The sequence below is a fragment of the Fructilactobacillus sp. X1R3C1 genome, assembly GCF_059901545.1.
Genome location: NZ_JBWXUT010000002.1, coordinates 224,218 through 238,585, shown reverse-complemented (window position 1 = coordinate 238,585; position 14,368 = coordinate 224,218). Strand labels below are relative to the sequence as shown.

Sequence of the window (14,368 nt, the reverse complement as noted above, 5' to 3'; positions counted from 1 at the left end):
ATGAAGATCGATATATTGAGCCTTTTCCCTAATATTTTAAAGGGCCCTTTGAGTGAATCCATTATCGGTAAGGCCATTGAAAAAGAAATCATAAATATTGATATTACTAATTTTCGTGATTTTTCGACTAATAAACATCATAACGTGGATGATACCCCCTTTGGTGGGGGAGCTGGAATGTTACTTAAGCCTCAACCAATGCTTGATGCTTTTGCGCATTCTCAAGAAGTTTCAGAAAAACAGGGTTATTCATCTGGTAGAGTCATTTTAACTGATCCGGCAGGGAAAAAATTTGATGAAAACGATGCTGCAAATCTTGCCAAAGAGGACCATTTGACCTTTTTATGTGGTCACTATGAGGGCTTTGACGAACGAATTAAATCCGTAGTAACTGACGAGTATTCAATTGGTGATTTTGTCCTTACGGGTGGTGAATTGCCTGCGCTAGTAATGATTGATGCGACCGTTCGACTCATTAAGGGTGTCCTTGGTAATCAAGAGTCAGCTCCAGGAGATTCTTTTTCAAGTGGATTGCTTGAATATCCTCAATACACGCGACCAGCAGACTTTAGGGGATTAGAAGTTCCACCGATTTTAACTAGTGGTGATCATCAAAAAATTGATGATTGGCGACAGAAGGAATCTTTAAGAAAGACATATTTAAGACGACCAGATCTGATTAATTACAATAAACTGTCAAAAAGGCAAAAGGAATTATTGGCGGACGTTAAAATTGAGGAAGAAGATCGGTAAGTATTGAGTTTTTTGGTTTGTATGTTATAATTTTAAGTGGTCTTTTATGGCTAAATAAAACGGTATTCCGCTGTCGAGAAGATAAGAATGCTAGTTAGGAGAAATGATTATGCGTCAAAATAAATTGATTGATAAGATCAATAGTGATCAACTTCGTTCAGATATTCCTGAATTTCGTGTCGGTGATACCGTTACGGTTTCCGTAAAGGTTGTTGAAGGTAGTAACGAACGTATTCAGAAGTTTACTGGTGTTGTAATTAAACGTCACGGTTCAGGCATTCAAGCTACTTACACAGTAAGAAGAATTGCCAGTGGGGTTGGGGTTGAGAGAATCTTCCCATTACATTCACCACGAATTGCTAAGATTGATGTTGTTAGACGTGGTTCAGTTCGTCGTGCTAAGTTGTATTACTTACGTGATCGTTCTGGTAAGGCTGCTCGTATTAAAGAAGCAAGTCGTAAGCATTAATTTTATGTAAAAAAAAGAGTTCGCATTGCGAACTCTTTTTTTATTGGTCATCAACTTCTTTAGCAGTTTTAGTACCTCTTCGACTGTTGTATTCATACATTAACCAACCAACCAATGCAAAAGCTAGTGGTCCCACAATGGTCCAGAAGGCGGTGGTGTAATCATGAGTCAAGATTGGTTGAATAGCAGTAAAACCAATTCCTAACACTAGTACAACCAAGATAATGGTTACCATGATGTTAGTGACAATTCGGTTCTTGTAAAAGACAAAGGGACGAGGAACATTCTTTAGTTTCTTGAAGAATGGAAAAGCTCCAACTAAGAATAAGTAGGGGAAAGTTGTCGAAATATTAGCCATATCAGTTAAAATTAAGTAAAATTGTTGAGCATTATTGCCACTGAAAGAAATGACAAAGATAACGGCAACAACGACGAATGCTTGAATCCACATTGCAAACCCTGGCATACCATGTTTATTTAATTTAACCACTTTTTTAGGCCATAAATCTGGATTGGATCCCTCAATAAATGATTTGATTGGGGAATATATCAGAACAAAGAAAGAACCTAAGTATGGAATAAACATCCCTAAACCGGCTACTCGGGCCATGAAGCGACCAAATTCCATTGCTGATCCAGCTGAAAAGCCAAGGGTTTTAGCGAAAACATAACCAAGGTTATTCATTAAAACGTAAGTGATGTTACCCAGGTTGACCGAACCCTTTCCGACAACTTCATGCCAGTTAGCTGTAATACCAACCAAAAAAATGGATCCAGAATAGATGACTGCCATGATGATTGCCGCAATGATGACCCCACGGGGAAAAGTCTTCGTAGGATTTTTGACCTTATCAACGACTCCACCAATTGACTCCATTCCTCCATACGCAAAAATCGCATAAACAACAAATGACATGATGGCGATTGGAGTGACGAATAATGGATTAGGGGATTGAATGAAACTTTTAGCGCCATTGACTGGTTCAGCAAGTTGGCCCTTATTTAAGACCCAGACAATTACTGATAAGATAGCAAAGATCAGTGGTAGAGCAATTGATAATACTCCCCCGATGTTAGCAATCTTAGCAATTGAATCAAAACCATGAGTCGCACACAAAGTAATAATTAAAATCCAGGCAATCCCGAGGATTCCAATTGTTTGCATTGGGGTAAAAATTCCGAACAAATGCCATGTTTGGGTTTTATCCGTTCCAAAAATAATGTTAGAAAATGGAATCCAAACCTTAGAAGAAGTCGAGATCATCCAAATGATCCATGATGATAGCCAGATAAAGGTTCCGATGAAGGCTAAGCGTTCACCAATTGACTCTTTAAGCCAGGAATAAATTCCACCTTTAGCACTACTGAAAGTCGAACCATATTCGGCAAACATTAATGAAACCGGTAAGAAAAATACTAGTGCTCCAAATATGTACCAGATAATACTGGCGTAGCCCATTTGATCATAGGCGACGGTCGTATTACCAAAGCCAAATATCGCAGTGAGTATCATTAAAACTAAAGACATTAAGCCTAATTTACTTTGCTTTTTCCCTTTAGACATAAAGTCACTCTCCTTGATTAAATTTAATGGAAATACTAATAAAGTATACTCTCTTTTTTTATAGATTTAAATCTTGGTGATAGTTAAGAGGAGAGAAGTCCGTTGAGTTTGTAATCAAGTATTGACCAAGGTTCTTAAAGCTACGCAAAGCGAGTTTACTTGTCTTAGAACTGGCCTCATTAGCAAGCTGAGTTAGTTCTGTTGAATCCAAGCCGTGGGACTCTTGTTCTATCTGCTGTAAAATTTGTTCGTATTGTTCGATTAAATTTTGTTGCACGTTTTTAAGTTTGTCACCGAATTCAAGGTAGTGTGGGTCAACTAAGATTCCAACTAGCTTGAAGATCCAGTAAGCCGATTTAGGATCAAAATCCATCTTGACGTGATACTTATATGCTTTTGGAGTATCGGAAATTCCCTCAAGAAATGGGACGTAAGTACTCTGTGCTGCTACACCCATAGCAAGCCAGTGAATTCCACCAATTTCAATTGGTAGATTAGGTTTGATTTGGAGCACGTGTGATTCTTGGGTTTTGGCTAAACTAACGGGACGAAATCGAGTTCGATCAGCTTCTGCGCCTGCACCAATTGGATCGAACTGAGTTCCCTGATAGTGTGAACTGAGCAACTTTTGGGCATCGAGTGCCGATATTAATTCTTCACTTTTCCTTGTAAAGGGGAGGTCTTGGGAAGTAGGATCCTGCTTGATTTCTGGGTTAAACATTTTTTGCCCGTACCAAACTCGAGGGGTGTTGTAGTAGGTGTCTGATAAGTCATGGGTTCCAAAAATGTGTCTAAAGTTAAAACCAGAACGATCCGGATTTAAATTGTGTTTTGATACAAAGTCCCTAATCCCTGGTGACCACATGAAGTGATCATTATCTTTAAAGTTAACTTCTTCAATGGCCATTTGATTAGCAACGACGGCGTATTCATCGTCAGGAATTCTTTCAGCGATCCATTGGTGTCCGGAACCGATCTCTAAGTACCAAACTTCTTCTTTATCGGACATAAGGACTCCGTTGTTTTCACTGGCCCCATATTTTTCAACAATGTTACCAAGACGTTTGACGGCTTCTTTTGCGGAATGGACATAAGGCAAGACTACGGTTACCATGGCTTCTTCGCCGATTCCATCTTTTACAAGGGGATCATAACCTAGGACACGTGCGTTAGCGTACGTACTTTCAGTTGCACTCATAGCAACCTCATATTCGTTAATACCATCCTCTTCAAATAAACCATCTTGGTCGGTCCATTCGGGAGTAGCAGTGTATTTTCCCCGTGTTTTTGGTAGTGGCATTTTGAAGCCGTTATCAGTTGATTTGAATTCCTGATCATCCTGAAACTCCTTATGTTCATGGACAACAAATCGTTTTGGCCATGATGCTTTAGCATCTTCATTGCGGCCAATTAAAGTGCTGCCATCAACCGTGGCATCTTTTCCAACTAAAATGCTGGTACATGCGGAATATTCATTAAAACTTGTCATTTAGATTGCCTCCTATTAAATCACATGTAAGTATTCTACCATATTGCCTTTGTTATGGTATAATTTCGCGTTTGGTATGCTAAATTACTTAGGGTATAATTAACACATAACATTTATTTGAAAAAACGAGGGAAAATATGAGTAGCAAGCAATACATAATGGCAATTGATGAAGGAACGACCTCTGCTCGAGCAATGTTATTTGATCATGATGGCCAGATTGTGGGAAAAGTACAACGTGAGTTTAAACAATCTTTTCCTCATCCAGGGTGGGTGGAACAAGATCCAATTGAAATTTGGAATGCCGTTGAATCTGTGATTTCTGAGGTATTGATTAACTCTGAAGTTCCTCCCTATAAAGTGCGAAGTATCGGCATTACTAATCAACGTGAAACGACTGTAATTTGGGATAGACGAAGTGGAAAGCCCATCTATAATGCTGTGGTGTGGCAATCAAAACAGACCAGTGAAATTGCTGATCGGTTAATAACTGATGGTTACGCTGATTTAATTCACCAAAAGACGGGACTGATTGTTGATTCTTATTTTGCTGGTACGAAAATTAGATGGATTTTAGATCATGTAAAGGGATCCCAGAGACGGGCGGAGAATGGAGATTTATTATTTGGAACCATTGATTCATGGTTGCTATGGAATCTGACCGGCGGAACCGTTCATGCCACTGATTATACTAATGCCAGTAGGACAATGTTATATAACATCAACGATTTGAAATGGGATGATGATCTGTTAGAGCTCTTCGATATTCCTAAGAAAATGTTACCTAAAGTGAAACCATCGTCACACTTCTTTGGATATACGAAGGGATATTCATTTTTAGGGGTACAGATTCCAATTGCCGGAATTGCTGGTGACCAACAAGCATCATTATTTGGACAATTAGCATTACAACCCGGAATGACGAAGAATACTTATGGAACGGGTGCCTTTATTATGATGAATACAGGAAAAACGCCAAGGTTTTCTAGTAATGGATTGTTAACCACAATTGCCTATGGATTGAATGGAGAAGTTAAATATGCTTTAGAAGGTAGCATTTTTGTGGCTGGATCGGCAATTCAATGGTTAAAGGATGAGATGGGTTTAATTTCATCGGCTAAGGCCTCTGAGCAAATGGCTTATGATGCCAAAACGAGTGACGGAGTTTACGTAGTGCCAGCGTTTACTGGACTAGGGGCACCATATTGGGATCAGGAAATTCGTGGATCGATTTTTGGCTTGACATCATCAACGACGCGTAATCAATTAGTTCGTGCGACCATTGAATCGTTAGGATTTCAAACAAAGGATGTTCTTGATACGATGGTAGAAGAGACTAAGATTCCGGTTAAATCACTAGTAGTAGATGGTGGAGCTGCTAAAAATGATTACTTAATGCAGTTTCAAGCCGATATTTTAAATGATCAAATTGAACGGTCATTAATTTCAGAGACTACGGCACAGGGAGCAGCTTATCTGGCTGGTTTGGCTGTTGGATTTTGGAAGGATATTGATGAAATTAAAAGAAGTAAGCGTGTTGGTACTTTTTTTGAATCATATATGAGTGGCGATAAAAGAAAAAAACTATACAAGGGATGGAAGATGGCCGTGAGAGCTGCCAAGCAATTTGAATAATAAGGACTTATCAGTATGAAATTACCTGAAGATTTTAAAAGTAAATATCATAATCTGTTAAAAGATGATTATCAAAGTTTTATTGATTCTTTTGATGAAGATTCTTACAATGCCTTTCGAACTAATCCGCTCAAAACTAAAGCTGATGTTCGTTTGGATATGACAAGCCCGATTTCCTATACCCAAAATGGTTATTATGGGAAAGTGAGCGGGAAAACCGTCGAGCATCAGAGTGGTTACGTTTACAGTCAGGAACCATCTGCCATGTACGTAGCAGAGATGGTTGATCCTAGTGTGGGAGACCAGGTATTAGATTTGTGTGCTGCCCCAGGAGGAAAGTCGACTCATTTGGCTGGCATGATGAAAAACAAAGGCTTGCTTGTGTCAAATGAAATTGACCGGAGTCGAGCTAAGGTTCTAGTTGAAAATCTGGAACGGTTTGGGGTGTGGGATCCGTTAATCTTGAATGAAGATCCACATAACCTGTCAAAGCATTTTCCAAGGTATTTTGATAAAATTTTGATTGATGCGCCATGTTCGGGTGAGGGGATGTTTAGAAAAAATCATGACGCAACAAAATACTGGTCAATTGATTATCCGAAAGAGTGTGCTGTGCGGCAAAAAGACATTGTAAGAGAAGCCGTTAAGATGTTAAAACCAGGTGGACAATTGATTTATTCAACTTGTACTTTTTCACCAGAAGAAGACGAACAGATAATTGCTTGGATCTTAGCTAATTATGATTTTAAGGCTCTCCCGATTAAGAAGTATGATGGGATGATCGACGGAAAACCGGAATGGGCGGATGGAAACGAAGAGTTAACTAAAACGGCTCGTCTGTTTCCTAACTTATTTAAGGGTGATGGTCATTTTATTGCCAAGTTGCAGAGTACAGATGTTGGAAAATCCAAAAAGATTAAACATCAAAGAAGTAATGTCTCAAGTAGTATAAAAAAAGAGTGGAAAGAGTTCTGTAACGTTAACTTTAAGCGCGATTTTTTGACAGAGGATCTTCTAGAATTTGGGAGTACCCTTTATTCATTTAATCCGGCAATTCCCGATTTAGATGGTTTAAAAGTAATGCGACCCGGAACGCCACTTGGAACGATTAAAAAGAATCGGATTGATCCTTCGTATGCATTGGCATTGGCAATTAATCCTAATGACGTAAAAAACATCGTTAAAATTACTGATCATCAGTGGCAGAGTTATGTCCACGGTGACACCGTTGCCGTGGATCCCAACTTAAAGAAAGGGTGGTACTTAATTCAATGTCGCGGAATGAGTGTTGGATTTGGTAAAGTCGTGAATGGGACGTTAAAAAACTTTTTCCCTAAGGGATTAAGGTTTAAAGCATGAGAAAATAAAAAGACCTTCGTTTTTTAAACGAAGGTCTTTTTATTTGCGTTGATTTAAGTAACTTTGTAATTCTGGACTGGTTACTGATTCACATTGACGCAGTTCATTAATGTTGTGTGCGCCTAGTGCGGTGAAAATGGACTTAATGCCAATAATCCAATCGTTAATCATTTTCACGGTCTCGTCTTCACCGTCATCAATTAGTTTCACCAAAATCTGACTCGCAATGCCAACAGCATCGGCACCCAAATACAATGATTTGACGATTTCCATGGGATTAGTGATGCCACCAGTTGCTACGATGTTCATGCTAGGAACTTTTTGGGATTCAAAGAGAGATTCCACCGTGGTAATCCCCCAGTCTTTAAAATAGTCCATTTCTTTTTGATGACGACGGAAGTTCTCAATTTGAGCAAAGTTAGTTCCGCCACGACCACCAATGTTTACATATTCAACTCCAAGGTCCAAAAGGGTTTGAATTGATTTAGAACTCATCCCGAATCCAACTTCCTTGACGATTACTGGTACTTTAATATTTTGGACAATGTTTGAAATATTGGATAGCCAGTTAAATGAATTTGATCCCTCGGGCATGATGAGTTCTTGAACTGAATTAACGTGGATCTCTAATGCATTAGCTTGAAGAATATCAATTGCTTGCTCAGCCGCTTTTGGGGTTGTCCCAGCACCAATGTTAGCAAAGATCAGTCCATCTGGGTTTTGCTTTCTAATGATCGAAAAGGTATCGATTAGTTCCGGATGTTTGATTGCTACACTCTCTGAGCCGGATGCCATTGCGATTCCACAGCGCCTTGAGATAGAAGCTAGGTGAAAATTTAATTTTTTGGTATACTCACTGCCACCAGTCATCGCCTCAATGTAGAAGGGGACCCTTAAAGGCAGCGAGCCTAATTGAGTTGAGATATCTACATCCTGATATGTCATTTCAGGGAATGTTACTGGCATAAAATGAACCTGATCGAATCCAGCTTCAGATTCCGTATGGTGAAATTTTTTAGCAAGCGAGACGTGTTCATCTTTTCGATGTGACTGTTGGTTAGTCATTTGTTTCTCCTAATTATTATGAATCTTAAGGTCTAGTAGCTCAATTCCATGGCGGTTCCAATCGCTAACAAGATCATCGATATTATCATCCTTATTAATAATGACGATCCCACAATCACCGCCACCAGCTCCCGAAGTTTTGGCTGCACCACCAAAATGATCGGCAATGTCAATTAATTCTTTTAGCTTTGGGGTTTCAATTTCAACGTTGGCAAATTCACCGAGTTTTAAAAGGAGCTTGCGGTTGTTTTCAATGTTCTTTTGGATCATTTCCAGATTAGAACTTTTAAAGCCATTGACAATATTTAAGACACACTCCTGACTGAAGTGAAGAAAGTCTTGATAAAGTTCAGAATTTCTGGCTTTTTTTAGCTCCACTCGATCAACTAGATTTGAAGTTGAAGCGGGTGAACCTGACCATCCAATTAATAATTGTAAATTCTTTGGTGCTGTTAGCGGCATAATTTTTAAACTAGGCCACTTTAAATCTAACAGTTCCACTAAATCCACATCTTTACGGGCATTGGCTAACCACTGTCGGTCAAATGAATGGTAAGCAATCCAACCACCGAATACGCTAGCAGCTACATCGCCTAATGAACCATTTCCTTGAACTTCAAAATGAGCAATTGCGGCTAGCTTGAAGAGTTGCATCGTTGAAAGGTTAATGTCGTAGAATTCGCATAAGGCTTTAACGGTTGCAACCGTGACAGCAGCTGAAGAACCTAATCCGTACTTACGTCCATCGGCACTATCGAGTTCACTATTTACGATGATATCGTATGTTTTTAAACTTTTATCGAGAGTTTCAACGTATTCTTCAGTTACTTTAATCGCTGAAATGATGTACTGAAAAGGATTATCACGATTATCGAAGACCATGCGATGGCCTAATCTCTTCCAATGAAGCATATTTTCATCGTACTGTTTCGAATAGATGCTCCCAAAATCTGAACTTGCTTTAATGCCAACCCGAACAAAGCGATCACATGCAGCGATGATAGCAGGGTAGCCGGTCTCAACTACTGCATATTCACCAGCTACGTACAATTTACCGGGTGCTTTTGCGGAAATCATGTAATTAATTACTCCCTTAATTTAAATATTCGATTCCAGGACCTGGAGTGGTAGCAACCACGTTTGATGATCCAAAAGTGCTTTTAAATCGATTTACAACTTGGTTTAAATTATCATGTTGGACTAACACTTTTACATTTGGACCAGCGTCAATTGTAAAATAGCAACTGATGCCATTGTCTCTTAATTCGTGAACAATTTGAATTGCTTTAAGTGTATCTCCATTAAAATATGTAAAAGCTGGATCGGAACTGAACGTGAGGGCGTGCATTTTCATGGCATTTTCCTCAGCAGTGTGGCCCATTAAGTCGAAGTTATGAGTACGAATTGCTTTTCTCATCGTGGTCATGTCATGACTAGTAACTTTTTTCCATGCTTGATAGTAAGGGGAGGTGGACTTAGAAATTTTCATACCCTCTCTACTAGAAATCTTTTTTTCGTTTCGATTAATAATAACAGCTACTAGGTTAATGTCCCAATCAATGTCTTCTTCAATTGGAATGGCAAAGGAAGTTTCGTCACTATGACCCTTTTCCCATTTGACGAAACCGCCAAAAATAGAGCGCGTTGCTGAACCTGATCCTCGTCTAGCGAGCCTAGAAAGATCTTTTTTAGAAAGATTCATTCCAATGGCTTTACTAGAAGCGGCAGCGAGAGCAGCAAAACCTGAAGCAGATGAAGCAAGCCCAGCAGCAGTAGGGATATTGTTATTTGTCTTAACGTGGGCGTGAATATCAACATTGGCTTTTTTTCGAACGATGTCAAGAAAACTGACAATCTTTTTTCCTTCCGAATCATTAATTAGATGATTGTTAAAAGTGATTTGATCAGAACTTAGAGATGGGTCAAAGCGAACTTCAGTATCGGTATAGAAGTCATTTAAAGTTAAAGACAGGCTACTGTCTTCTGGAATAATGAGTTGACTATTGGCCTTCCCCCAATATTTGATTAGTGCAATATTAGTATGAGCACGAGCCTTCTGGGTTCTATAGATATTAGTATTGTCGGACATAATAAATCTCCTTACTTCATTTCATTTAATGATTGGACCCAAACTCCTTGTGCTCCACTTTGTTTAAGGGTTGTCTTGATTTTTTGCGTGGTGGTTTTAGAATCTGACAGAGCAATAATGCATCCACCGAGTCCGCTTCCCGTTAGTTTAGCACCGAGGGCACCCGCCTGATTAGCAGCATTTACCAGGGTATTAATTTCTGTTGAACTAACTCCCAATTTTGAAAGATCATTTTGGGCCAGATTCATTAATTTGCCGGTTTGTTTGAGTTTATTGTATGTCAGAGAATGTTTAGCTGCTTCAGCTAAATCCCCGAGGTCGTTAATTAAATCATTCGTATTTTGAAAGTTATGGTCCATTTCATCTCTTACCATTGAAACCGCCGTGGAAGTATTACTTGAAATGCCGGTATCAGCAATGATGAGAGTTCCTGTGCTTGAAACGGGGAAATCATAAAACTGACCCTTTTCAAATAAGATGGGATTAAGTGCGCTGACGGTTTTAGCGTCAATTCCACTTGGATTACCATGAGTTATCTTTTCCTCTACATCGGTAAATTTCTTAAGCTGGTCGGCGTTTAGTTGATGATTAAAGAAATGAAAAAAGGCTCTGGTAACTGCACTAGCGGTTGCAGCGGATGAACCCATCCCTCTCCCCAACGGAATTGCACTATCAATTTTGATATTAATTGGGATGCTATTAGGATTTAATGATTGGTTAAGACGATTAATAAGTGTCTGTAATCCATTCATTGAAGAAGGAAGAGCACTAATTGGACCATGGTAGTATTTACTGAATAGTTGATTGTTACCATCAGAAGTAATGGTGGTTTTTACTTTAATTTGTGGCACAGGAAAAACAATCGCAGGCTTTTGGTAGACGGCACTGTGCTCACCTAAAAAAATTATTTTTGCATGACTCAACCCGGTTGCAGTCGTGTTCATATTTCAATCGCTCACTTTCCAAACATACCTATTTTATCATAATTTAGAACATGACCAATATATTTTAGAATACTTTACTAATGATTAAATGTTGGTTTATATAAATATTAAGATAAATGTAGTAATATTGTAGTGGAATTAGTTTTAAAGGTAGGTGAGACAGGTGCCCAAGAATACAAAATATGCAGTCGTTGACATGGAGACAACTGGAACGGATGTCTCTAATGGTGACCAAATTATTCAATTTAGTTGTACTTTTGTTCAAGGTGGTCAAGTGGTCGATTCCTACTCAACATATGTTAATAATGGTGAAGAGATTCCTAAAGATATCACCCACTTAACTGGCATTAACGCCCAGACAATTAAAGGAGCACCAACGTTTGATCAGGTTGCTCCCCATATTTATAAGATACTGAGTGGTACTGTCTTCGTTGCCCATAACGTTAATTTTGACTTTCCGTTTTTAAATGCGGAATTAGAAAGAGTGGGTTATCCTGAGTTAGATATTAAAGCCATTGATACGGTCACGTTGAGTCAAATCTTTTTTCCGGAATTAACGGGATATCGATTAAAAGACTTAAGTCATCATTTTGGGATTTCACACACCCATCCGCATTCCTCTAAAAGTGATGCTGACGCAACTGCTCATTTACTGTTAACAATCATGAAGGAGATTGAAAAATTACCCTTAGTGACAATTCAGTCTATTCTTAAGGTTCATCCTGATCTCCCTAGAGATACGGTTCAATTTATTGAAGATCGTGAAGAGATTAAGCGGGAACATTTAAAGAATTTGAATTCGCAATATGTGGTTGTAAATGGGATTGCGTTAAAAAACCAAGTACCATCCTATTCAATCTCAGAGCACAATTTGATAAAGTATCCTAGGACTAAGAAGCAGAAGAAACGCCAATTTATGGGTAAGTTAAATTGGCGAAGTTCACAAAGTAAAATGATGAACTTAATTTATAATAATTATCATGATAAAGAAAAACCCACCTATAATTTATTAATTGAAGCACCAACCGGGAGTGGGAAAACCCTGGGATATATGGTTCCAATGGCTTATTTGGTTAATGAAGGTGAACAGCTAGTGGTCAGTACTTCTACCAATGGACTTCAGGAACAGTTGTATTCTACAATTAAGAGTCAACTAGAACCGTTACTTAATACTAGTTTTGATGTTGCCATGTTAAAGGGTGTCAATCATTATATTAATCTAGAACGGTTTAGCAAAACACTTCAATTTCACGATAAATCTAAACAGTCACAATTCATGAAAGCACGAATCTTGGTCTGGCTCACTGAGACAAGCACGGGTGATCTTGACGAATTAAATCTTCCCAATGAAGTTCCGTTTATTGATCAAATTAATTATCAAAATTCTCATGTGGAGACGGATAAGAAGAACTCTTTTCGGGATGTTGACTTTTTACTAGCTCAATTGAAGCGGGTGGAACGTGCTGATATTGTTATCGTTAACCATAATTATCTTTTTGAGAATAGTCGTCAATTAAGTAGTTACATGACTTCAAAGCCATACTTAGTGGTTGACGAAGCTCATAAGCTTGCTGACGTTGCGTTTTCATCGCAAGAAAAAGTCATTAAATTCAATACTTTAAAGAAAAATATTGGAAGGGTTAAGAATGATTTATTTCAAACCCACGGGCTAAATTTAAATGAAATCTTTTCTGATGACGTTGATGAGTTAAATCGACTTAATGGGTTAGATTCGCAGCTAGATGCTGTTTTTGATACGAATCAGTTGATTTTACAGGATTTTAGGGTCAAATTCATGAAACCCGTTACTACTAGGCGTTCTGAGTCTTCGATTAGTGCAAAAGAACTACTTCAATTTGTGAAAGATCATCAGGGTCAAATAAGCCATTTGACTCATATCAACGTAAAATTAGAAGAATTTATAAATGCCTTCAAAAAGTTAGTTAAGAAGGAAAAGAATCGTTGGACGATTTCTGATCGAGCTTTGATTGAGAAGTTTGAACGTCATTTACTTACAATTACTGATTACATTGATAGTGTTAACGTGGACCAAGTTAAGCAAAGGGTTAGTGAGCGATCCTCTTTTTACTGGATCTATTATACAGAGGATCTAGATCCTAATCATGTCATCCTCATGACTGGCGATTTTGCTTCCAAAAATAAGTTAAAGGAAAATATCTATCACTATTTTAAGCCAGCAATTTTTACTGGTTCGACGTTGTTTACATCAAAAAAGTCACAGTATATTTTTGATCAGCTTGATTTAAGTCGGAGTGATACGAGAATGAAACGGCTAAAATCTTCTTTTGATTATTCCAAGCAAACTGAAATGATGATTTCTGAAACGACACCGATGCCGCCTAGTGTAGATAATGATGAATATATCTCTTATCTGGCTAACTCAATTTGGAAGCTTATCAACGCTAATGCAGTACCAACGCTAGTACTGTTTAACTCATTGGATATTTTGAAAAAAGTGTACGAAAAATTAGATCAGAACAATAACGGTAATTTTATGATTCAAGCCGCCGGTGCTTCTGGGAGTCAAGAAAAAATGATCAAAAGGTTTGAGTCAACCAAGGATGCAGTTCCGGTAATACTTGGAGCTAATGGTTATTTTGAGGGTGTTGATTTTCCGGATAATTTACTCAAGCAACTCATTATTACCCGGATACCGTTTGAATCTCCCAATAATCCGGTTGTTTCAAGTCGGGCTAAGTTTTTAAAGGAACAAAACAAGAATCCATTTTATAATTTTGACTTACCAGAAGCTATTATCAAAACTAAACAAGGTGTGGGAAGATTGATTAGAAGCTCAACTGATTATGGTATCATTAACTTTTTGGACAGTCGTTTGATTGACAAACGGTATGGTAAGCAAATCATCGATGCGCTTCCCTCTGATTTACCAATTAAAACGGGGTCGATCGCTAAGATTGTTAAAGATGGTCAAGATTTCTTTAATAAGAGGGATTAATTAATTATTAAACAAGGAAAGTTTG

The 14,368-nt window shown here is 38.3% G+C and carries 11 protein-coding genes; 5 read left to right on the top strand and 6 right to left on the bottom strand.

Going from position 1 to position 14,368, the window contains the following annotated elements:
* Entirely contained in the window at positions 1–753 is a 753-nt protein-coding gene (gene trmD / locus AC6UD8_RS03380; protein ID WP_500693724.1) for a tRNA (guanosine(37)-N1)-methyltransferase TrmD, read from the top strand.
* A gap of 109 nt (positions 754–862) precedes the next feature.
* Positions 863–1,222 (top strand): 50S ribosomal protein L19, encoded by a 360-nt coding sequence (gene rplS / locus AC6UD8_RS03375; protein WP_500695672.1) that lies wholly within the window; start codon positions 863–865, stop codon positions 1,220–1,222.
* Between the two features lie 40 nt (positions 1,223–1,262).
* Here rplS and yjeM read toward each other — a convergent pair whose 3' ends face one another.
* Both yjeM and AC6UD8_RS03365 read right to left on the bottom strand, forming a co-directional pair.
* Positions 1,263–2,786 (bottom strand): glutamate/gamma-aminobutyrate family transporter YjeM, encoded by a 1,524-nt coding sequence (gene yjeM / locus AC6UD8_RS03370; protein ID WP_500695671.1) that lies wholly within the window; start codon positions 2,784–2,786, stop codon positions 1,263–1,265.
* A gap of 58 nt (positions 2,787–2,844) precedes the next feature.
* On the bottom strand, positions 2,845–4,275 hold the full coding sequence (locus tag AC6UD8_RS03365; RefSeq protein ID WP_500699490.1) for a C69 family dipeptidase: 1,431 nt from the start codon (positions 4,273–4,275) through the stop codon (positions 2,845–2,847).
* A 137-nt stretch (positions 4,276–4,412) separates the two neighbouring features.
* On the opposite strand from AC6UD8_RS03365, the gene glpK reads away from it, so the two are divergent.
* A complete protein-coding gene (gene glpK / locus AC6UD8_RS03360; RefSeq protein WP_500699489.1) occupies positions 4,413–5,909 on the top strand; it encodes a glycerol kinase GlpK in 1,497 nt (498 codons plus the stop codon).
* Between the two features lie 15 nt (positions 5,910–5,924).
* Entirely contained in the window at positions 5,925–7,268 is a 1,344-nt protein-coding gene (locus tag AC6UD8_RS03355; protein WP_500699488.1) for an RsmF rRNA methyltransferase first C-terminal domain-containing protein, read from the top strand.
* 39 nt (positions 7,269–7,307) lie between these two features.
* Here AC6UD8_RS03355 and fni read toward each other — a convergent pair whose 3' ends face one another.
* From fni to mvk, 4 genes are read right to left on the bottom strand one after another with little or no spacing between them, the layout of a single operon-like run.
* The gene (fni, locus tag AC6UD8_RS03350) at positions 7,308–8,333 is read right to left on the bottom strand and encodes a type 2 isopentenyl-diphosphate Delta-isomerase (protein WP_500696708.1); all 1,026 of its coding nucleotides are present in this window, start codon (positions 8,331–8,333) and stop codon (positions 7,308–7,310) included.
* A 9-nt stretch (positions 8,334–8,342) separates the two neighbouring features.
* Positions 8,343–9,410: a phosphomevalonate kinase gene (locus tag AC6UD8_RS03345; RefSeq protein ID WP_500696707.1), complete on the bottom strand. Its 1,068-nt coding sequence runs from the start codon at positions 9,408–9,410 to the stop codon at positions 8,343–8,345.
* Positions 9,411–9,426: 16 nt separating this feature from the next.
* Entirely contained in the window at positions 9,427–10,422 is a 996-nt protein-coding gene (gene mvaD, locus AC6UD8_RS03340; RefSeq protein WP_500699487.1) for a diphosphomevalonate decarboxylase, read from the bottom strand.
* A gap of 11 nt (positions 10,423–10,433) precedes the next feature.
* Positions 10,434–11,366 (bottom strand): mevalonate kinase, encoded by a 933-nt coding sequence (mvk, locus tag AC6UD8_RS03335; RefSeq protein ID WP_500699486.1) that lies wholly within the window; start codon positions 11,364–11,366, stop codon positions 10,434–10,436.
* Positions 11,367–11,529: 163 nt separating this feature from the next.
* On the opposite strand from mvk, the gene AC6UD8_RS03330 reads away from it, so the two are divergent.
* Complete coding sequence (locus AC6UD8_RS03330; protein WP_500699485.1) at positions 11,530–14,343, top strand: helicase C-terminal domain-containing protein; 2,814 nt, start codon at positions 11,530–11,532, stop codon at positions 14,341–14,343.
* Positions 14,344–14,368 lie beyond the last annotated feature (25 nt).